Below are 20,185 nucleotides of genomic sequence, written 5' to 3' on the forward strand. Positions count from 1 at the left end.
GAGTTGACCAGCTGTTTCGCGAACTGACGATACGTCAGCGGTGTGTCGGCGATGCGTCAGTGGCTGCTCTTCAGGTTGATCACGACCACCCCGGCGATCACCAGCGCGATCCCCAGCCACTGCAGCCGGCCGAGCGACTCGCCGAAGGCGACCACGCCGATCCCCGCGACCGCCGCCGTCCCGGCCCCCGACCAGACCGCGTACGCGACCGAGACCGGGATGTGCTTGAGCGCACGGCCCAGCAGCAGGAAGGAGAGCGCGTAGCCGATGCCGACCCCCAGGCTCGGCCAGAGGCGGGTGAACCCCTCGGTGAGTTTGAGGCAGCTGGTGGCGCAGACCTCGCTCAGGATGGCGAGGGCGAGCAGGACGTAGGGCATGTCAGGGTCGAACCGACGGCGCGGCGGTGATCTTCCCGAGCAGCGCGAGGTCGGCCTGCTCCAGGCTGGCGAGCAGCGTGATCCGGTCGCCGCCCGGCATCGGCGTCGCGGTGGACGGCACGGCGAGTACGGCGCAGCCGGCCGCGCTGGCGGAGGCGACCCCGGTCGGGGTGTCCTCGACGGCGACGCAGGCGGCCGGGTCGAGGCCGAGCCGCTCGGCGGCGGCGAGGTACGGGTCGGGCGCGGGCTTGGTGCGGGCGGTGTCCTCGGCGGCCAGGGTGACGGCGAACCAGTCGCGGCCGATGGCGGACAGGACGAGGTCGACCACCCGGCGCGGGGACGCGGAGACCAGGGCGGTGGGCACCCGGGCGTCGCGCAGCGAGGCCAGCAGGGCGAGCGCGCCGGGGCGCGGCACGGTCTCGGCGGCGACCTTGCCGGCGAAGGAGTCGCCCAGCCGGGCGGCGAGTTCGGCCTCGCTGAGGGCGGTGCCGCTGACCCGGTGCAGGTGGGCGGCGGTGTGCTCGACGGCCTGGCCGAGCACCTCGGGGGCGTCCTGGTCGGTGAGCGGGTGGTGCAGCTCCTCGGCGACCTCGGCGGCGGTCTGCCACCACAGCTGCTCGGTGTCGACCAGGGTGCCGTCCATGTCGAACAGCACGGCGGCGGGCAGGGCCGCAGCGGGCAGTGCCTGAGCGGGCGGCGCAGGAGCGGGCACGGCGGATTCGGGCAGGGCGGATTCGGGCACGGCGGATTCGGGCAGGGCGGATTCAGGCATGGCGGTACCTTCGGTGGTTCTCAGGGTCGGAGCAGGGACGTGCAAGGCTCTCAGGCCGGGCGGCGGTCCACCAGCACGGGGCGCTGCGGCAGCGTGAGCTCGGCGTGGGAGCCGACCGGCAGGGCGGCGGTGGCCTCGGTGGGCAGGTCGGCCTTGACCTCGGTGCCGTCCGCCAGGCGGGCGGTGATCCGGGTGACGGCGCCCAGGAAGGACGCGGAGACCACCAGCGCCGGGCCGTCCTCGGCGGGCGTCAGGGTGACGTTCTCCGGGCGGACCAGCACCTGCAGTTCGCCGTCGGCCGGGATCTCGCCGTCCACCGCGTGGCGGCGGCCGAGCACCTCGACGCCGTCCGACGTGCGGGTGCACGGGATGCGGCTCATGGTGCCGACGAACTCGGCGACGAAGGCGGTGGCCGGCCGGCCGTACAGCTCGGACGGGGTGGCGCACTGCTCCAGCCTGCCCGCGCGCAGCACCGCGACGCGGTCGGCCATCGACAGCGCCTCCTCCTGGTCGTGGGTGACGAACAGGGTGGTGATGCCCAACTCCTGCTGCAGGCGCCGGATCTCCTCGCGCAGCTGGAGGCGGACCTTGGCGTCCAGCGCGGACAGCGGCTCGTCCAGCAGCAGCACGCGCGGCTGCAGGGCGAGCGCGCGGGCGAGCGCGATGCGCTGCTGCTGGCCGCCGGACATCTGGTGCGGGTAGTGCTCGGCGCGGTGCGGCAGGCCGACCAGGTCCAGCAGCTCCTGGGCGCGCTTGCGGCGCTCGGCCTTGCCGGCGCCGCGCATCCGCAGCCCGAAGGCGACGTTGTCCAGTGCGGTCAGGTGCGGGAAGAGGCTGTACGACTGGAACACCATGCCGGCGTCGCGCTTGTGCGCGGGGATCGCGGTGATGTCCCGGCCGTCGACCAGGACCTCGCCCGAGTCGTGCTGTTCGAAGCCGGCCAGGATGCGCAGCGCGGTGGTCTTGCCGCAGCCGGACGGGCCGAGCAGGGCGAGCAGTTCGCCCGGGTGGACGGTCAGGTCCAGGCCGTCGAGGGCGGTGGTGGCGCCGAAGGAGCGGCGAAGCGAGCGGAACTCGACGGTGGCGCTGCCGGGGGCGAGCGCGACGCCGGTGACGGGGGCGGGGGCCGTGGTCATGGCAGGGAACTCCTGGAAAGCGTGGGGTGGTTCAGGACCGTACGGGCGGTGCGCTCGGGGCGGTGTGCTCAGGAGCGCGCGGCCTTGCGGCCGCGGCCGACGGCGGACATCAGCAGCAGGACCAGCCAGACGATCAGCAGGCTGAGCATGGAGACCGCGACGGACATCTGGCCGTCGCTCTTGCCGTTGGAGTTGATCCACACCGAGAAGGGGGCGAAGCCGAGGATGGAGGCGGTGGTGAACTCGCCGAGCACCAGGGCGACGGTGAGCACGGCCGCGTTCAGCAGCGCGCTGCGCAGGTTGGGCAGGACGACGGTGAACACCGCGCGCAGCCAGCCGGCGCCGCAGTTGCGGGCGGCCTCGACGAGGGTGACGACGTCCACGCCGCGCAGTCCGGCGTCGATCGCCCGGTAGGCGAAGGGCAGCGCCATCAGCACGTACGCGATGACCAGGACGACCGGGAAGTCCGGGTCCTGGATCGCCACGATGGTCTGGAACAGCGGGGTGTCCTGCAGGTAGTCCGGGCCCCAGCGCAGCACGCCGATGATGCCGGTGGTGAGCGCGACCACCGGGACGACCAGCGGCATGGAGCACATCACCTCGATCACCGGGCGCAGCTTGGGCGCGCCGAGCCGGGAGGCGAGCATCGCCGGGACGAGCAGGAGCAGCAGCACCGCGACGGTGACGCCGGCCAGTTCGAGGCTGAGCACCAGGCTGTCGGTGAAGCCGGGGGCGTTCAGCAGCTCGGTGTAGGCGCGGAAGGTGGTGCCGCCCTTGTTGTCGTCGATGCTGAAGTACAGCGAGGCGGCCATCGGCACGGCGAAGTAGACGCCGCAGAGCAGCAGCACCAGGCCGCGGCCGAAACGGATGCGATCGATCAGGCGAGCCACTTGGCACTCCGGCGCTGAAGGGGCAGGTACACGGCCATCACCAGGCAGGCGACCACGATCATGTCGAGGCCGAGGGCGAGGGCGAGGTTGCCCTGGCCGACCAGGACGTTGCCGGACAGCGCGTCGCCGATCTGCATCGAGATCAGCGGCACCGAACTGCCCACCATGGCCTCGGCGGTGGCGTACGCGGCGAAGGAGGCGCCGAACAGCAGGACGAAGCCGCCGAGCAGCGAGGGCAGCAGGACGGGCAGGGCCACGTGCCGCCAGTACTGCAGCGCGGTGGCGCCGTTGTTGTAGGCCGCCTCGCGCCACTGGACGCGCAGGCCCTCCAGGGCCGGGGTGATGGTGATGACCATCAGCGGGACCAGGAAGTAGAGGTAGACCACGGAGAGGCCGGAGAAGGTGTAGAGGTTCCAGCCGTGCGCGGTCAGTCCGAGCTTCTTGGTGACCTCGCCGGAGTTGCCGAGGGTGGCGACGAACATGAAGGCCAGCGGCACGCCGCCGAAGTTGGCGAGCACGCCGGAGGCGGACATCACGGCCTCGCGGAACATCCGGAACCGGGAGGTCGCCACGGCCTGGGCCAGCGGCAGGCCGACCACGGTGGCGATCAGCGCGGTCAGCAGCGAGAGCTTCACGCTGCCCCACAGGGCCGTCCAGTAGGCGCCCTGGAGGGAGCCGGTGAGGTTGTCGGTGGTGAAGGTGCCGCCGCCGTCGGGCGCGTCCGAGGAGGTGGTGAACGCGCCGATGGCGATCGCGACGGCCGGCAGGCCGAAGCCGATCACGAAGAAGAGGATCAGGGGGAGGGCGGCGAGCCAGGCGCGGCCGCCGCCGGCCCGGCGCCTGCCGGGGCGGGGGGCCTTGGTGGCCCGGGTGGCCCGGGCGGCCGTGACCGCGGTCTCGGCGGTGGCCGAGGCCGTGGTGGGGGCCGTGGTGGGGGTTGCGGGGCCGGGGGCGCCCCCGCCGCGCTGGGCGGCGGAGGCGGTGGCCGGCACCGGGGTGGGAGCCGTGGTCATCTCAGGTCAGCCCGCGATCGCCTTGGCCCAGTTCTCGGTCACGGTCTTCTTGGCCGCGTCCGTCTGGTCCTGGGTCGGGAAGGTGGTGAAGGGCTTCTCGACGGCCGGGAGCTTGGCGGCGGCGGCCGTGTCCAGGGTGCCGGCGGCCTTCATGGCGTCGAACAGGGCGGGGGTGGCGTAGCCGCCGAGGAAGCCGTTCTGGCCCTGGGCGCTGTAGAGGTACTCCTCCCACAGGCGTGCGGCGGCCGGGTGCGGGGCGTCCTTGTTGATCGCCTGGTTGTAGTACTGGGCGTAGGAGCCGTCCGAGGGGATGGCCACCTGCCAGTCGATGCCCTTGTCCTTGAACTTGTCGCTGTAGCCGGCGTTCAGGTACGACCAGTCGATGCTGATCGGGGTCTCGCCCTTCTCGATGGTCGCCGGGGTGACCTCGACCGGGTTGAAGTTGCCGGCCTGCTTGACCTTGCCGAAGAAGTCGATGCCGGGCTGGATGTTGTCCAGCGAGCCGTTGTTGGCGAGCGCGGCCGCGTAGACGGCGCCGAAGGCGGCACCGGCCTTGGTCGGGTTGCCGTTGAGGGCGACCATGCCCTTGTAGTCGGGCTTCAGCAGGTCGGCGAAGGTCTTCGGGCAGACCGACACCTTCTTGGCGTCGCAGCCGATCGACATGTAGCCGCCGTAGTCGTTGTAGCGCAGGCCCTGCGGGTCCTTCATGGTGTCCGGGATCTTGTCGAAGTCGGTCACCTTGTACGGGGCCAGCAGGCCCTGCTTGGCGGCGCTGATCGCGAAGGCGGAGCCCAGGTCGACGACGTCGGGGGCGCGGTCCTGGCCCTTGCGGGAGGTGACCGCGTTGATCTCGTCCTGGCTGGAACCGTCCGGGTTCTCGTCCTCGATCTCGATGCCGTACTTCGCCTTGAAGTCGTCCATCAGCTTGCCGTAGTTCGCCCAGTCGCGCGGCAGCGTGATGGCGTGCAGCTTCCCCTCCTTCTTGGCGGCGGCGACCAGGCCGTCCATGCCGCCGAAGTCGGCGACGGAGGTGGCGGTCTTGGCGTTCTTGCCGCCCGCGGCGTCGCCGGACTTCGCGGCGGAGGAGCCCGCGGAGCCGCAGGCGGTGAGGGAGAGCGCGGCAGCGGTCAGGACGGCCGCGAAGGCGGCGGAGCGGGCGCGGTGCACGGACACGGGTCAGTCTCCTGAGAAGGGGGAACTGCGAGTGGGCGTCTCGATCGGGGGATCTGGCGAGTGGCGGTCCGGAGTCGTCCGGGCTACGGGGGCTGTCGGAGCCGTCCGTCGGGCCGTTCGGAACCGCCCGTCGGACCGTTCGGAACCGTCCAAGTTGACTAGCCAACTTCGCTGACGGGGCTAAGTACGCCGGAGTCCGGTGACGGGAAGGTGAACGGACGGCCCAGAACCGGGGTCGGCTGCGGGAACGGTGGAATCAGGCCATCGGAGCTTGATCCGTTCGGTGCGATGCTTCGAAGGCGCAGCGGGATAGGGTCGGGCTGTCCGCGCCGGCACCGTTGCGCAGGACACCGCCCCAGGAGGGACATTGACTGACGTGGCAACTGAGCCCCAGCGCCCCGAGGCCGAGGGGCGCCCGGCCGTCGAGGGGCGCCCCGCCGCGAACGGGGAGCGGGCCTCCGGCGCGCTGTACCGGAAGGTGGCCGCCGACCTGCGCGAGGCCATCACCACCGGCGCGTACGGCGAGGCCGGCCGGCTGCCCGCCGAGGGCGCACTGGCCGAGCAGTACGGCGTCTCCCGCGGCACCGTCCGCCAGGCGCTCGCCCTGCTGCGCTCCGACGGGCTGGTCACCTCCCGCCGCGGCACCCGCCGGGTGGTGCTCGCCGGCGCCCGGGTGCAGAGCTTCTCCGAACTGCTCAGCTTCACGCACTGGGCGTACTCGATGGGCGAGGAGCCCGGCGGCATCCTGGACTCGCTGGTCCGCCGCCCGGCCGACGCCGCCGAGCGCGAGCAACTGCGCCTGGAGCCGGGCGCCGAGGTGTACGTGACGGTCCGGCTGCGCACCCTGTCCGGCACGCCGGTGATGGTCGAGCGCACCGTCTACCCGCCGAGGGTCGGCGAGATCGTCGCCGAACTGCCGCCGGACGTGGTCTCGCACACCGAGGTGCTGCGCGAGCACGGCATCCTGTTCACCGACGCCGACCACACGATCGACGTGGTCGCGGCCAACGCGGAGGACGCCCGACTGCTCGGCTGCCGCCGGGGCGGCCCGCTGCTGCGCGAGCGGCGCCGCACCACCGACCCGACGGGCACGCCGGTGGAGTGGTCCCAGGACCGCTACCTGCCAGGGACGGTGGCGTTCAGCGTGCACAACTCCCTGGCCACGTCGGCGCTTTCGCGGCACGCGCGGGAGATGGACTGAGCGCTCACGCCATGAGCGAGGCGAGCAGCGGGCGGTAGTGGCCGAAGCCGGGCGCCCCGGCGCCGGCCACCTTCGCCTGCTCGTCCCAGCGCCGTACGGCCACCGCGTCGGCCGCGCCCGGGAGTTCGGCGAAGTCCTTCGCGTCCTCCTCGCTCATCGGGCCGCCCTGGACGGTCAGCGTGTACTCCGAGGCCGCGGAGAGCCGGGCGCGGTAGCCGGGCTCGACCGCGCACAGGTAGCGCTTGGCGGCCACGTGCAGCCGCACCGGCTCGGTCACCTCCCGGCCGAACCAGCGGGCCAGCCAGTCAGCGCCGGTGTGGCTGTGCCGGTTGTCCTGACCATCCATCAAATCCCGTCCGTACAAAGCGCGGTGGCCCTGTTCGTCGAAGAAGTGGCCGACGTCGTGCAGCAGGGCGGCGGCGATCAGGTGGTCCGGCGCTCCGGCCGCCTCGGCAGCGGCGGCGGCCTGCAGCATGTGCTCGGCCATGGTGACCTCCTCGCCCAGGTACTCCCCGGCGCCCTCGCCCGCGAACAGCCCGGCGATCTCGTCCAGGGCGGCGGTGCGGCGGTGCAGCACGGCGAGGGTGGACGAGAGGGCGTCGAGGTCCGCGTAGCAGCCCTGGAGGTGCCGGTGCCCGTCCTGCCGGCAGGCCGTACGGGCGTGCAGGAGACGGGTGTTGTCGAAGACCAGGCAGTCGCCGGGGTTCAGGCGGAAGGTGAGCTGAAGCTCGGGGCGGAGCGTGATCGCGGCGAAGCGGCGGTAGGCGGCGTAGAAGCCCTCCGGGTCACGCCTGTCTCCCCTCCTTCGCCAGAACGCCGAGCTCCCGCACCTGTGCCACGAAGTCGCGTGCCGACGCTGTGTCGATTCGCCCGGCAGACGATGCCACCGCACGGAGCCGCTCCGCCAGCCGGGCCGACGCCATGCCCTGCGCCGCTTCGGCGCTCGCCTGCGCCTCAGCGCAAGCTTCCTCCACTTCACCGGCCTTCATGAGGACTTCGGCCAGACGTGCCCGGTACAGCGCTGAGTTTCGGCTGTACGTGGGCCCGAGCTGACTCACGGCCGAGCGCAGGAAAGGGATCGCATGGCCGAAACGGCCGGTCTCCACATGCCATGCGGCCGTGGCGTAGTCGATCTCGACCTGGCCGGCGAATGCCGTCCACCGAGGCGCGGCGGTGTCCTTGTCGCCCCGGTCGTGCCAGGTCAGTGCAAGCGAGAGCGACTGCCGGGCCGCCGTGTGATCACCGGCCGCCGAGAAGGCCCTTGCGAGTCTCAGGGCCACGACGGATCTCACCCTCGCGCCGCCCTGTGCACGAGCCAGCTCTCCAGCGGCCGTGGCCGCCGCCACCGCCTCCCACGGGCGCCGCTGCTCCGCGGCCAGCATGGACAGCTTGTCCAGCGCCCTGATCTCCAGCTGCGGATCTCCCACCAGCCGGGCAGAGGCCAACGCCTCGGTACAGGCCGCCCGCGCTTGCGCCGGGCGGCCTGCGTCGAACTCCATCCATCCGAGGTGGGAGTGCAGCGTGCCGGACAGTGCGTGCAGTTCCCGTCCGACCCGTTCGAGGTACGACCCGTCCGTCATCGCCTGCTCGACTTGCCGCAGCACGTGCAAGGCCGCCTTCTGCGCGATCTTGCCGCCCTGGGAATGGTCGATGGTGTACAGGTCGGAGACCTGCGACTGCAGGAGCCGCACATCTGAAGCTCCGATCCGCCGACCCCGGGCAACCGGCAGGACGGAGGCGCCCACGATCGCGCCCACATCCACGACGAACTGTCGACGGTCCACCTCCTCATGGTGCCTGCCGGTTGAGTCGTGCTGCGCCCGTTCGGGCGGGACCTCGAACCCGAGCTCGGTGAGAGGGAAGCCCAACATGGCTTCGATCACTGCCTGTTGACCCGGATGAGGGAGAGGGGGATGCGGTGACTCCCAGCGGCGGAGCTGGCGCACGCTCACGGCTGCGTCGATGGCCATGCTCCTGGCCATCGACGCGAACGCACCGACAAATGATTCCTGCGTGTAGCCGGCGGCCTTCCGGAGGTCGGCCAGCGTTCGAGCAGTCACAACACCCCCTGCGCAGAGTCGATCGCTCCGATGCCGAGCAGGAGGATCAGGACGTGGTCTTTCCCGACGACGAATCGGTCTCGGACTGGTACGCCACCCGTGCCGACCGCTACCGCCTCGCCGTCGCCGCCGACTTCTCGGCGGCGTACCCGCTGATCATGCGGCGGGACGGGGAGCTCATCGAGGCGCAGGACGATACGCCGGTGGCGCTGCTGCGGAAGGGGACCGGTCGGCACCGGCGGCCGGTGACTCCGAACGGCTGACGGGCCCGCCGCGCGAGGCGTCTCGGGGCGGGCCCGGGTCTGCGCGTGCCCGCCGTTCGGGTGAGTGGGGGCCGGTCAGCGCGTTTCGGTGCGGGGGTGGTGCGCGGGCTGCGGCACTGTCGGGGGGATTCCCCCGAGGTGAGAGGCGGTCCCGCCATGGCGAATTCAACGACCACGAGCCCGCCGGGCGCGGGCCACACCGGTCTCAAGCGCGAGGTCGGCGTCATTGGCCTGCTCTGGGCCTCGGTCGGGGCGATCATCGGCTCCGGCTGGCTGTTCGGGGCGCAGAAGGCGGCGGTGGCGGCGGGGCCCGCCGCGCTGCTGTCCTGGGGCATCGGCGCGGTGGCGATCATCCTGCTGGCGCTGATCCACGCCGAACTGGGCGGGCTGTTCCCGGTGGCCGGCGGCACCGCGCGGTACCCGCACTACGCGTTCGGCGGGTTCGCGGGGATGTCGTTCGGCTGGTTCACCTGGCTGCAGGCGGCGACCATCGCGCCGATCGAGGTGCAGGCGATGATCAACTACGCCCGGCACTGGTCCTGGGCGGACGGCTTCCTGAACAAGGACCTGACGCTGACCGGGACGGGTTTCGTGGTCGCGGCCGTGCTGCTGGGCGTGTTCGTCGCGATCAACTTCCTCGGCGTCCGGCTCCTCGCGCACACCAACAGCGTGGCCACGGTGTGGAAGGTCGCCGTTCCGATCCTGGCGATCTTCGCCCTCGGGATCACCGAGTTCCACGGGTCCAACTTCTCCGTGCACGGCTTCGCGCCGGACGGGGCCAAGGGCGTCCTCGCGGCGATCAGCACCAGCGGAGTGATCTTCGCGCTGCTCGGTTTCGAGCAGGCGATCCAGTGGGCGGGCGAGAGCCGCAATCCCCGCCGGGACATCCCCAGGGCCGTCCTCGGATCGGTGGTGATCGGCACGATCGTCTACGTGATGCTCCAGGTGGTGTTCATCGGCGCCCTGCCGCCGGAGACCTTCGCCGGCGGCTGGGGCACGCTCGACTACCCCGGGATCAGCGGGCCGTTCGCGGGCCTCTCGACGCTGATCGGCCTGGGCTGGCTGGCCACCATCCTCTTCATCGACGCGGTGATCTCGCCCGCCGGCACCGGGCTGGTCTACATCACGTCCAGCTCCCGGGTCACCTACGGCCTGAGCCGCAACGGCTACGCGCCGCAGGCCCTGCAGTACACCGACCGCAACTCGGTGCCGTGGCTCGGCCTGATCATCGCCTGGGTCGCCGGTGTGCTGTGCTTCCTGCCGTTCCCGAGCTGGCAGCGGCTGGTCGGGTTCATCACCTCGGCAGTGGTGCTGATGTACGCGGGTGCGCCGCTGGCCTTCGGGGTGCTGCGCAAGCGGCTGCCCGGGCTGGAGCGGTCGTACCACCTGCCCGGCGGCTCGGTCATCTCGCCGCTGGCCTTCGCGGTGGCGAGCCTGGTCATCTACTGGTCCGGCTGGGACACCCTGTGGCGGCTCGGCCTGGCGATCCTGATCGGGTACGCGCTGCTCGGCGGGTACTCCGCGTACGCCGCCTCGAAGGGGGTGCCGAACGCGCCGCGGATGGACTTCAAGGCCGGGCAGTGGCTGCCGGCCTACCTGGTCGGGATGGGGATCATCTCCTGGCAGGGCACCTTCGGCGAGGGCTCGCAGGGGAACCTGCCGCTGTGGTGGGACATCGGCGTCGTGGTGGTGTTCTCGCTGGTCGTCTACTACTGGGCGCTGGAGGTCGCGCTGCCGGTGGCGGAGATCGAGCGGAACATCCGGGGCGTCGAGGTGGTGGAGGCCGGCGGGCACTGAGCGGACGAGTGCGAGAGCGGCCCCGGGAGTGCTCCCGGGGCCGCTCTGCCGTGTGCTCAGCCCTGGACGGCGCCCGCCCAGGCGGCCTCGGCCGCGGCCAGGGCGGGGGCGGCGTCGGCGTTCGTGGCCGCCGCCAGGCCGGTCAGGCAGGACCGGACGACGCACAGCGCGGCTGCCGGGCCGTAGTGGTTGACCCGCAGCATCGAGGCGGCCAGCGCGCCGCCGCCCGGCTGGACGGGCAGGGCCGGGTCGAGGCGGGCGGCGAGTTCCGCCGCGTTCAGGCCCTCCGGGGTGCGCAGGGTGGTGGCGACCGGGGCCGCGTGGGCGTCCTCGCCGACGAAGGGGGTCAGGGTGCCGAGGGCGCGGACGCCGGCCCGGGTGGCGGCCGCGGCGGCGCGGTGCCGGGCGATCACGGCGGGCAGGCCGTCGGCGGCGATCCGGTCCAGGCAGGCGCCGAGCGCGAGCATCTCCAACTGGGCCGGGGCGTGCGGGAGTACGGCCCGGCCGGCGTCCGTCCAGCGCTCCTTCCAGTCGAGCAGCGACAGGTAGGAGCGGCGCGGGGCGGCCGGGTTGGCGGCGATCTGCTCCCAGGCGCGCTCGGAGACCGAGACGGCGGAGACCCCGGCGGGCCCGCCCATCGCCTTCTGCCCGCCGATGACGCACAGGTCGACGCCCCACTCGTCGGTGAGCAGCGGCTCGGCGGCGACGGAGGCGACCGCGTCGAGCATCAGCAGCGCGCCGTGCTCGCGGACCACGGCGCCGATCTCGGCGACGGGGTTGGTGTTGCCGGTGGCGGCCTCGGCGTGGACGAGGGAGACGAAGTCGATCGCGGGGTTGGCGTCCAGGGCCTCGGCCACCTGCTGCGCGCTCACCGCGCTGTCGAAGGGCACGGCGAGGTCGACGACCGTCGCCCCGCAGGAGCGCAGCCAGTTGCCGAAGGTCTGCCCGTACGGGCCGGTGACGATGTTGAGCGCGGTCGAGCCCGGGTGCGCGGCGCCGCGGATCGCGGCCTCCAGGGGGAGGAGCGCCTCGCCCTGGGTGACGATCACGTCGGCCTCGGTGTGCAGCAGCGCGGCCACCTGGTCCTCGATCGCCGCGAACTCGGCGGCGCTGAGCGGGGGGAGGTCGAGGAAGGGGCTCACGGCGGTCTGACCTTTCGAGGGCGGGATGCGGGACGGATCGGCGTGGATCGGGGTGGTGGGTGTCGGAACGAGTCTGCCGCATTCTTGCTGCTTACACGGAGCGCCCCCGTCGGTAGAGTGCGGCCATGAGCGATGGCGCGGTGCTGCACGTGCGGGGTCGGGTGCTGGTCGGTCCGCAGGACGTCCGGGACGAACTCTGGGTGGTGGACGGCCGGGTGAGCTTCAGCCGCCCGCTGACCGCCGCGGACGTCCGGACGGTGACCGGCTGGGTGCTGCCCGGCCTGGTGGACGCGCACTGCCACGTCGGCCTGGACACGCACGGCGCGGTGGACGCGGAGACCAGCGAGAAGCAGGCGCTCACCGACCGCGACACCGGCACCCTGCTGATCCGCGACGCCGGCTCGGCCGCCGACACCCGGTGGATCGACGACCGCGAGGACCTGCCCCGGATCATCCGCGCCGGCCGGCACATCGCCCGCACCCGCCGCTACATCCGCAACTACGCGCACGAGATCGAGCCCGGCGACCTGGCCGCGTACGTCCGGGCCGAGGCCCGGCGCGGGGACGGCTGGGTGAAGCTGGTCGGCGACTGGATCGACCGCGAGCGCGGCGACCTCGCCGCCTGCTGGCCGGGCGACGCGCTGGCCGAGGCGATCGCGGCGGCGCACGAGGAGGGCGCGCGGGTCACCGCGCACTGCTTCTCCGCCGAGTCGCTGCCGGACCTGCTGGCGGCCGGGATCGACTGCGTCGAGCACGCCACCGGGCTGACCGAGGAGCTGATCCCGGTGTTCGCCGAGCGCGGCGTCGCCATCGTCCCGACCCTGGTCAACATCGCCACCTTCCCGGGCCTCGCGGCCGGCGGCGAGGCCAGGTTCCCGGCCTGGGCCGCGCACATGCGGCGGCTGCACGAGCGCCGGTACGACACCGTGGGCGCCGCGCACGACGCGGGCATCCCGGTGTTCGTCGGCACGGACGCAGGCGGCTCGATCGCCCACGGGCTGGTCGCGGACGAGGTGGCGGAGCTGGTGAAGGCGGGGCTGAGCCCGGCCGAGGCGCTGTCGGCGGCGAGCTGGGGGGCGCGGGAGTGGCTGGGGCGGCCGGCGCTGGAGGAGGGCGCGCCGGCGGACTTCGTGGTGTACGGGGAGGACCCGCGAGCGGACGTCCGGGTGCTCGCGGACCCGCGGCTGGTGGTGCTGCGCGGGCGGCCGGTCGGCTGATCAGGGGTGGCCGGTGGGCTGGGCTGGGACCGGCCGGTGGGCTGGTCAGGGGGCCGGTCTGGGGGCTCCCACTCTCATGATCATCCGCTGAACGCCCTGTCGGTGTAGGCCGATAGGGTGGCGACCATGGCACCGCGTCCACTGAACGAGATCGTCGAGCCCGGCTGGGCCACCGCCCTGGAACCCGTCGCCGGACGGGTCGCCGCGATGGGCGACTTCCTGCGCACCGAACTGGCCGCCGGCCGTACGTACCTGCCCTCGGGCCCGAACGTGCTGCGCGCCTTCCAGCAGCCCTTCGCCGACGTGCGGGTGCTGATCGTCGGGCAGGACCCGTACCCGACCCCCGGCCACGCCGTCGGGCTCAGCTTCTCGGTGGGCCCGGAGGTGCGGCCGATCCCGGCGAGCCTGATCAACATCTTCCAGGAGTACGGCCAGGACCTCGGCCTGCCGCAGCCGTCCAACGGGGACCTCACCCCGTGGACGCAGCAGGGCGTGCTGCTGCTCAACCGCGCCCTGACCACCGCGCCGCGCAAGCCGGCCGCGCACCGGGGCAAGGGCTGGGAGGAGGTCACCGAGCAGGCGATCCGGGCGCTGGTGGCGCGCGGCGGGCCGCTGGTGGCGATCCTCTGGGGGCGTGACGCCCGGAACCTGCGGCCGCTGCTCGGGGAGGTCCCGGCGATCGAGTCGGCGCACCCGAGCCCGTACTCGGCGAGCGGGGGCTTCTTCGGCTCGCGGCCGTTCAGCCGGGCGAACGAGCTGCTGGTGCGGCAGGGGGCGCAGCCGGTGGACTGGCGGCTGCCGTAGGGCTGTTCTAGCAGAGTCCGGTCGGTGCGGAACGTCAAACTCACTCCAACGAGTGAAATAACGCTCCGTGTTGCATGTGTGACGGATTGTTCGAGAAGACTGGCGGCTCATCGTTTCATCTGTGTGGGGGTACCGCCTTGTCTTCTCGCCTGTCTGCTCGCCCGTCCTCTGGCGCGTCTGCTCGCTCGTCCTCTCGCCGAATCGTTTCCGCGGCCGCCGTGGTGGTGGCGAGCACCGCGCTCACCGCCGGGCCCGTCCAGGCCGCCCCGTCGACCCCGCCCTCGCCCTCGCCTGGGAAGGCGCGCGCCGTCACCGCCGAACTCGCTCTGGACGTCAAGCTGTTGAACAACGCGGTGGACGTCCCGGTGAACATCGCGCTCAACAAGGTGGAGACACCCGAGCAGAGGGACGGTTCCGTACTCACCGCCACGGTGGCCGGAGTCGACCAGACCGGCCCGGTCACCCTGGTCAAGGCGGACATCGGCAAGTCCGTGACCCGCGCCGACGCCAAGGGCACCGCCGCCTCCGTCAAGCTGGTCAACGCCGACGTACACGCCCCCGGCCTGCCCGCCACCGCGCTGCTCGGCCTGGAGGCGATGAGCGCCGAGGCGACCTGCCCGGTCGACGGGCAGCCGACCGCGGACGTGGTCGCGCCCGCCAAGCTCAGCGTCCTCGGCAAGCCCGTCACCGTCAGCCTGTACGGGCCGACCACGGTGGACGTGCCGCTGATCGGCAGCGTGTCGGTGGAGTTCTCCAAGAAGACCACCACCACGACCACCGCCGCCGCCTCGGCACTGGAGGTGCAGGTGGAGGTGAACCCGCTGAACCTGAACGTCGCCAAGGTCAGCGGGAAGATCACCGTCGCCTCGGTGAGCTGCGAGAAGCCCTCCGGGCCGGCGGCCACCCCGCCCGCGACCGGCACCCCGGGCCCCGCGACCGGCAGCGTGCCCGCCGCCCAGCCGGTGGCCGACACCACCGGCTCGCGCACCGCCGCCCCGCAGGCCGCGGTGGACAAGCCCGCGCAGCCGGAGAAGCTGGCCGCCACCGGCGGCAGCAGTGCCACCGGGCCGCTGGCCGCCGGAGCCGCCGCCCTCGTCGCGGGCGGGGCCGCCGCCCTGTACGCCACCCGGCGCCGCCGGGCCGCGCACGCCCGCCGGCACTGAGGTCGTCCGGCACTGAGGTCGTCCGGCACTGAGGTCGTCCGGCACCGAGGTCGTACGGCGCTGAGGTCGTACAGCTCTGAGGCACCAACGGGTGCGGGAGTGCCATCCACGGCACTCCCGCGCCGTGACCGTGCCAACGCGGACGGTTGGTTCACATGCGCGTTACATGAGAGGAACAACCGGGAAACGGCGGCTTGCGACGCTACGCGGGCACCCACCACCCAGTAACGCGAGGGACAAGCCGTGGCAATCAAGGCCGAGTACATCTGGATCGACGGCACCAAGCCGACCGCGAAGCTCCGTTCCAAGACTCGCGTCCTGCCCAACGCCGACAAGATCCCCACCTGGGGCTTCGACGGTTCCTCGACCAACCAGGCCGAGGGCCACGCCTCGGACCGCGTGCTGGAGCCGGTGAAGGTCACGCCGGACCCGATCCGTGGCGGCGACAACATCCTCGTCCTCTGCGAGGTCCTGGAGACCGACGGCACCCCGCACGAGTCCAACACCCGTGCCCTGCTGCGCGAGATCCACGACAAGTACGCCGCGCAGGAGTCGATCTTCGGCATCGAGCAGGAGTACACCTTCTTCAAGGGCTCCCGCCCGCTCGGCTTCCCGGAGGGCGGCTACCCGGCCCCGCAGGGCGGCTACTACTGCGGCGTCGGCGCCGAGGAGGTCTTCGGCCGCGAGATCGTCGAGCTGCACCTGGACCGCTGCCTCGACGCTGGCCTGGCCATCTGCGGCATCAACGCCGAGGTCATGCCCGGCCAGTGGGAGTTCCAGATCGGCCCGGTCGACTCGCTGACCGTCTCGGACGACCTGTGGATCGCCCGCTACCTGCTCTACCGCACCGCCGAGGAGTTCGGCATCGACGCCACCCTCGACGCCAAGCCGGCCAGGGGCGACTGGAACGGCGCGGGTGCCCACACCAACTTCTCCACCAAGGCGATGCGCGAGGGCTACGAGGCCATCATCACCGCCTGCGAGTCGCTCGGCGCCTCCCAGGAGAAGGTGCTGGAGCACGTCAACCAGTACGGTGACGACATCCAGTCCCGCCTCACCGGCAAGCACGAGACCGCCCCGTGGAACGTCTACAGCTACGGCGTCTCCAACCGCGGTGCCTCCGTGCGCATCCCGTGGCAGGTCGAGGTGGAGCAGAAGGGCTACATCGAGGACCGCCGCCCGAACGCCAACATCGACCCGTACGTCGTCACCCGCCTCCTGATCAACACCTGCTGCGAGGCCCTGGAGAAGGCCGGCCAGGTCTGATCCACCGCCCCCGAGGCACGCGCTACGCCCGCAGGCCCCTTCCCGCACCGGGGAGGGGCCTGCGGGCGTTCGGGCGTCGGCGGCAGGACCTGATCGTGACCGGCAAATCGCTGGTCAATCACCGTCGCCGAACCGAGAATTCATGACATGACCCAGCAGCCCCTGCTCCTCCTCGACGTGGACGGACCGCTCAACCCCTTCGCCGCGCCGAAGCGGCGGCCGGACGGCTACGGGACCTACCGTCTGCGGCCCACCTGGTGGGTGCGCAAGCAGGAGCGGATGGCGGCGGCGCAGGCCAAGCTGGCGACGCGCGCGAAGCACGCCAAGCGCCCGGCCGGCCGGGTGAAGCCGCTGCGGGTGTGGCTGAACCCGGCGCACGGGCCCGAGTTGCTGGCGCTGCCGTACGAACTGGTGTGGGCCACCGGGTGGATGGGCGAGGCGAACACCCACATCGGCCCGAACATCGGGCTGCCCGAACTCCCGTACATCGCCTGGACGGAGATGTTCGGCGAGGATCCGGACGGGCTGCACTGGAAGACCCGGGACGTGGTCGCCTGGGCGGCCGGGCGCCCGTTCGTCTGGGTGGACGACGAGCTCGGGCCGCAGGACGCCGAGTGGATCGCCTCGAACCACCCCGGGCCGGCGCTCACCCTGCACATCCATCCCGGCAAGGGCCTGCTGGCCGAGGACTTCGCGACCCTGCGGGAGTGGGCGGCCGCCGCATGACCGGGAAGCCGCTGCTCCTGCTCGACGTGGACGGGCCGCTGAACCCCTACGCCGCGACCCCGGCCGGCTGCCCGGAGGGCTACCAGGCCCACCGGCTGCTCCCCGAGTCGTGGGTCGCCCGGCAGGCGCCGACACCGCGCGAGCAGCTGGAGCCGCTACGGGTGTGGCTGAACCCGCTGCACGGGCCGGAGCTGCTGGGGCTGCCGTACAAGCTGGTGTGGGCGACCACCTGGATGGACGAGGCGAACACCTTCATCGGCCCGCGCATCGGGCTGCCCGAACTCCCGTACGTCCCTTGGACGGAGGTGTTCCGGGCGGATCCGGACGGGCTGCACTGGAAGACCCGGGAGCTGGTCGCCTGGGCGGCCGGGCGCCCGTTCGTCTGGGTGGACGACGAGCTCGGGCCGCAGGACATCGAGTGGATCGAGGCGAACCACCCAGCTCCGGCCGTGGCGCTCTGGGTCGACCCCCGGTTCGGGCTGCGGGAGATGCACTTCGAGGTGCTGCGCGCCTGGGCGGAGGAGCAGTGAGCGGGGGAGGGGCAGTGGCGGTGGGCACGGTCGAGCGGCTGTGCCGCTACCCGGTGAAGTCGCTGCTGGGGGAGGAGCTGGACGGGGTCGAGGTGACCGGGCGCGGGCTGGCCGGGGACCGCGAGCGGGCGCTGCTCGATCCGGAGACCGGGCGGGTGGCCAGTGCGAAGCACCCCCGGCTGTGGGCGGGCCTGCTGGCGTTCGCGGCGGCGGCCGCGGCGGACGGCGGCGTGGTGATCACCGGACCGGACGGGCGCGGCGCGGGTGAGGCGGAACTGTCCGAGGCGATCGGCCGCAAGGTCGTGCTGGTCGCCGAGCGCCCGGCCGGCGCGACGGTCGAGCGAGCCGTGCCCGAGGAGGTGCTGGCGCACGGCATCGCGGCCGAAGTCGACGTCACCGTCAGCGAGTTGGGCCGGGCCGCGCCCGACGGCGGCTTCTTCGACTTCGCGCCGCTGCACCTGATCACCACCGCGACGCTGCGCGCCACCGGCGCCGAGGCCGAGCGCTACCGGCCGAACCTGGTGATCCGCACCGAGGGCGAGGGATTCGTCGAGAACGCCTGGGTGGGCCGGGAGTTGGCGATCGGCCCGACGCTGCGCCTGCGCGTCCTGGCGGCCACCCCGCGCTGCGCCGTCCCCACCCTCCGGCACGGGCCGCTGCCCCGCCGCACCGAGGCCCTGCGCATCCCGGCCGAGCGGAACCGGGTGGTCCCGTTGGAGGGCATGCCGGCGCTGCCCTGCGCGGGGGTGTACGCGCAGGTGGTGGTACCCGGGCGGATCCTGGCCGGTGCCGAGGTCAGGTTGGACTGAGTACTGCCTCAAGGGCCTTGAGGAAGCGGTCGGTGGTCTCCTCGTCCCGGACGGCGATCCGCAGCCACTCCTCGCCCAGCCCCGGGAAGGTGTCCCCGCGCCGGACGGCGAAGCCGTGCTTGCGCAGCCGCCCTCGGACGGCCGCCGCGTCCGGCAGCCGGACCAGTACGAAGGAGGCCGCCGGTTCGCCGTACAGCCGAACCGACCGGAAGGCGGCCAGGCCCTTCACCAAGTGCGCGCGCCAGACGGCCAGTTCGGCCGCGGCCCGGTCCGCCTCGGCGAGCGCCGCCGGGCTGCTGCAGGCCTCGGCGGCGGCCAGTGCCGGGGTGGAGACCGGCCAGAGCGGCTGGGCGGCGCCGAGCTCGGCGATCAGCGGCGCCGGGCCGAGCACATAGCCGATGCGCAGCCCGGCCAGGCCCCACGTCTTGGTGAGGCTGCGCAGCACGACGACCCGGCCGGGTAGGCCCCGCACCGAGGCGAGGGACTCGCGCTCGCCCGGCACGGTGTCCATGAACGCCTCGTCCACCACCAGGGTGCGCCCGGGCCGGGCGAGCGCGGCCACCGCCTCGGCGGGGTGCAGGACGGACGTCGGGTTGGTCGGGTTGCCGAGGACGACCAGGTCCGCCTCCTCGGGGACGGCGCCCAGGCGGAACCCGTCCTCGGGGGAGAGCAGCACCCGGTGCACCCGGTGCCCGGCGTCCCGCAGTGCCGCCTCGGGTTCGGTGAACTGCGGGTGCACCACGGCAATGTGACGTGCCGTCATCACGCGGGCCAGCAGGACGAAGGCCTCCGCCGCCCCCGAGGTGAGCAGCACCTCCTCGACCGGGCGGCCGTGCCGGGCGGCCACCGCGGTGCGGGCGGCGCTCTGGTCGGGGTAGGCGGCGAGGTCGCCGAGGGTGGCGGCGAGGTGCTCGCGCAGCCAGGTCGGGGGCGTTCCGGTGCGGACGTTGACGGCGAGGTCGACCAGGCCGAGCCCGGCGGCGCGTACCTCGGCGTCGCCGTGGTGGCGCAGGTCGGGTTCGGGGGCGGTCACGCGGGGTCTCCCTGGGGGTGGGCGGGATCGGCGGGCGGGGCGGGCGAGTCGGGTGGTCGGGGTGGGTCGGGTAAGGCGGGTGAGAAGGGCGATCCGGGCCGTCCGGGCACCGCCGCCGGCTCGATCGGCACCGCCACAGCCGCCGCCACCGCCACCGTCACCGTGGCCGACTTCCGCTTGGCGACCACGAGTCGGCCGCCGGGCGCACTCGCCAGCGCCGCCGCCTCGGCGACGCTCGCCGTGCCGACGGCGGCACCGACGGCGGCCGAGGGATTGGGCACCGGTACGGCGGCCAGGTCCCGTCTCGGGTGCTCGTCCACCGGCACCCCGCCGAGGCAGTGCGCGACCCAGCGCACCGCCGGGTGCTCCGCCCTGCCCGTGACCGTGGCCAGCCGGGCCACCGCGTGGGGGGCGAGCCCGGCGTCCCGGAGTACGTCCAGCAGCAGCCGCATCGCCTCGGCGGGCTCGGCGGCGCTGCTCGCGCCGATGCCGACCACCAGGGTGCGCGGGTGCACCGGCGGGTTGCCGTGGGAGGGCCCGTCGATGGCGACCAGTCCGCTCATCCGCCGCACTCCTCCGTACCCGGGCCCCCGTGATCCCACCACGCAGGGCCGGAACGGGTCAATCGGGACGTGTGTGAGATCCGACGCCACCGGGCGGCAGCTGTTCGTCTGTTCTTCACCTGTCTTGCGCCGTACACGACACCGTGCCGATCCTACTGTTCTCGGCGCTCCCGCCCCGGCAGCCCCGACCTCCGGAGGACCCCATGGCCTTCGCACGACCGCGCACCCCCGGCACCCCCACCCCCGGCAC

21 protein-coding genes are annotated in these 20,185 nt (G+C 73.0%); 10 read left to right on the plus strand and 11 right to left on the minus strand.

Annotation, left to right across the window (positions count from 1 at the left end; genetic code table 11):
• Nucleotides 1-56 precede the first annotated feature (56 nt).
• The 6 genes from OP86_RS24600 to OP86_RS24625 all read right to left on the minus strand — a co-directional run bounded on the left by OP86_RS24600 (nucleotide 57) and on the right by OP86_RS24625 (nucleotide 5,361).
• Entirely contained in the window at nucleotides 57-377 is a 321-nt protein-coding gene (locus tag OP86_RS24600) for a DMT family transporter (RefSeq protein WP_030055892.1), read from the minus strand.
• 1 nt (nucleotide 378) lies between these two features.
• Nucleotides 379-1,149, minus strand: coding sequence for an HAD family hydrolase (locus OP86_RS24605; protein ID WP_078588525.1), 771 nt, complete (start codon nucleotides 1,147-1,149; stop codon nucleotides 379-381).
• Nucleotides 1,150-1,199: 50 nt separating this feature from the next.
• Nucleotides 1,200-2,285 carry an ABC transporter ATP-binding protein gene (locus OP86_RS24610; protein WP_030055890.1) on the minus strand — a complete coding sequence of 362 codons (1,086 nt, stop codon included), beginning with the start codon at nucleotides 2,283-2,285 and terminating at the stop codon, nucleotides 1,200-1,202.
• Nucleotides 2,286-2,353: 68 nt separating this feature from the next.
• Nucleotides 2,354-3,163 (minus strand): ABC transporter permease, encoded by an 810-nt coding sequence (locus tag OP86_RS24615; RefSeq protein WP_030055889.1) that lies wholly within the window; start codon nucleotides 3,161-3,163, stop codon nucleotides 2,354-2,356.
• Nucleotides 3,163-4,188 carry an ABC transporter permease gene (locus OP86_RS24620; RefSeq protein WP_030055888.1) on the minus strand — a complete coding sequence of 342 codons (1,026 nt, stop codon included), beginning with the start codon at nucleotides 4,186-4,188 and terminating at the stop codon, nucleotides 3,163-3,165. The genes OP86_RS24615 and OP86_RS24620 overlap by 1 nt, the downstream gene beginning before the upstream one ends.
• A 6-nt stretch (nucleotides 4,189-4,194) precedes the next feature.
• Nucleotides 4,195-5,361, minus strand: a complete 1,167-nt coding sequence (locus OP86_RS24625) for an ABC transporter substrate-binding protein (protein ID WP_030055887.1) — start codon at nucleotides 5,359-5,361, stop codon at nucleotides 4,195-4,197.
• A 466-nt stretch (nucleotides 5,362-5,827) separates the two neighbouring features.
• On the opposite strand from OP86_RS24625, the gene OP86_RS24630 reads away from it, so the two are divergent.
• Entirely contained in the window at nucleotides 5,828-6,562 is a 735-nt protein-coding gene (locus OP86_RS24630) for a GntR family transcriptional regulator (protein WP_030055886.1), read from the plus strand.
• A 4-nt stretch (nucleotides 6,563-6,566) separates the two neighbouring features.
• On the opposite strand, the gene OP86_RS35155 is transcribed toward OP86_RS24630, so the two are convergent.
• Together OP86_RS35155 and OP86_RS38325 are read right to left on the minus strand one after the other, a co-directional pair.
• Complete coding sequence (locus tag OP86_RS35155; RefSeq protein ID WP_234434839.1) at nucleotides 6,567-7,454, minus strand: HD domain-containing protein; 888 nt, start codon at nucleotides 7,452-7,454, stop codon at nucleotides 6,567-6,569.
• A complete protein-coding gene (locus OP86_RS38325; RefSeq protein ID WP_030256142.1) occupies nucleotides 7,348-8,622 on the minus strand; it encodes an NsdA family TPR-like regulatory protein in 1,275 nt (424 codons plus the stop codon). The genes OP86_RS35155 and OP86_RS38325 overlap by 107 nt, the downstream gene beginning before the upstream one ends.
• A 53-nt stretch (nucleotides 8,623-8,675) precedes the next feature.
• Between OP86_RS38325 and OP86_RS24645 the strand changes: the two genes are divergently transcribed.
• A complete protein-coding gene (locus OP86_RS24645) occupies nucleotides 8,676-8,885 on the plus strand; it encodes a hypothetical protein (RefSeq protein WP_030055882.1) in 210 nt (69 codons plus the stop codon).
• A gap of 156 nt (nucleotides 8,886-9,041) precedes the next feature.
• On the plus strand, nucleotides 9,042-10,682 hold the full coding sequence (locus tag OP86_RS24650; RefSeq protein WP_030256145.1) for an APC family permease: 1,641 nt from the start codon (nucleotides 9,042-9,044) through the stop codon (nucleotides 10,680-10,682).
• A 56-nt stretch (nucleotides 10,683-10,738) separates the two neighbouring features.
• On the opposite strand, the gene OP86_RS24655 is transcribed toward OP86_RS24650, so the two are convergent.
• Nucleotides 10,739-11,824: a pyridoxal-phosphate-dependent aminotransferase family protein gene (locus OP86_RS24655; RefSeq protein WP_030256148.1), complete on the minus strand. Its 1,086-nt coding sequence runs from the start codon at nucleotides 11,822-11,824 to the stop codon at nucleotides 10,739-10,741.
• Nucleotides 11,825-11,949: 125 nt separating this feature from the next.
• Here OP86_RS24655 and OP86_RS24660 point away from each other — a divergent pair, with 125 nt between their 5' ends.
• The 7 genes from OP86_RS24660 (at nucleotide 11,950) to OP86_RS24690 (ending at nucleotide 18,339) form a co-directional block, all read left to right on the plus strand.
• Nucleotides 11,950-13,041 (plus strand): amidohydrolase family protein, encoded by a 1,092-nt coding sequence (locus tag OP86_RS24660; protein WP_030055880.1) that lies wholly within the window; start codon nucleotides 11,950-11,952, stop codon nucleotides 13,039-13,041.
• Between the two features lie 126 nt (nucleotides 13,042-13,167).
• Nucleotides 13,168-13,845, plus strand: a complete 678-nt coding sequence (locus tag OP86_RS24665) for a uracil-DNA glycosylase (RefSeq protein ID WP_030256151.1) — start codon at nucleotides 13,168-13,170, stop codon at nucleotides 13,843-13,845.
• Between the two features lie 218 nt (nucleotides 13,846-14,063).
• A complete protein-coding gene (locus tag OP86_RS24670) occupies nucleotides 14,064-15,008 on the plus strand; it encodes an SCO1860 family LAETG-anchored protein (protein WP_051830537.1) in 945 nt (314 codons plus the stop codon).
• A gap of 243 nt (nucleotides 15,009-15,251) precedes the next feature.
• Complete coding sequence (gene glnII, locus OP86_RS24675) at nucleotides 15,252-16,274, plus strand: glutamine synthetase GlnII (RefSeq protein ID WP_030055877.1); 1,023 nt, start codon at nucleotides 15,252-15,254, stop codon at nucleotides 16,272-16,274.
• Between the two features lie 147 nt (nucleotides 16,275-16,421).
• Complete coding sequence (locus OP86_RS24680) at nucleotides 16,422-17,000, plus strand: hypothetical protein (protein WP_030256156.1); 579 nt, start codon at nucleotides 16,422-16,424, stop codon at nucleotides 16,998-17,000.
• The gene (locus OP86_RS24685) at nucleotides 16,997-17,530 is read left to right on the plus strand and encodes a hypothetical protein (protein ID WP_030256159.1); all 534 of its coding nucleotides are present in this window, start codon (nucleotides 16,997-16,999) and stop codon (nucleotides 17,528-17,530) included. Before OP86_RS24680 ends, OP86_RS24685 begins: the two co-directional genes overlap by 4 nt.
• 14 nt (nucleotides 17,531-17,544) lie before the next feature.
• Nucleotides 17,545-18,339: an MOSC N-terminal beta barrel domain-containing protein gene (locus OP86_RS24690; RefSeq protein WP_234434842.1), complete on the plus strand. Its 795-nt coding sequence runs from the start codon at nucleotides 17,545-17,547 to the stop codon at nucleotides 18,337-18,339.
• On the opposite strand, the gene cobC is transcribed toward OP86_RS24690, so the two are convergent.
• Together cobC and OP86_RS24700 are read right to left on the minus strand one after the other, a co-directional pair.
• A complete protein-coding gene (cobC, locus tag OP86_RS24695; protein ID WP_030055872.1) occupies nucleotides 18,326-19,372 on the minus strand; it encodes an Rv2231c family histidinol phosphate aminotransferase CobC in 1,047 nt (348 codons plus the stop codon). The genes OP86_RS24690 and cobC overlap by 14 nt on opposite strands.
• Complete coding sequence (locus OP86_RS24700) at nucleotides 19,369-19,935, minus strand: cobalamin biosynthesis protein (RefSeq protein WP_051830539.1); 567 nt, start codon at nucleotides 19,933-19,935, stop codon at nucleotides 19,369-19,371. Before OP86_RS24700 ends, cobC begins: the two co-directional genes overlap by 4 nt.
• Nucleotides 19,936-20,185: the final 250 nt, after the last annotated feature.

This window comes from Streptomyces novaecaesareae (genome assembly GCF_000716875.1).
Classification (GTDB): domain Bacteria; phylum Actinomycetota; class Actinomycetes; order Streptomycetales; family Streptomycetaceae; genus Kitasatospora; species Kitasatospora novaecaesareae.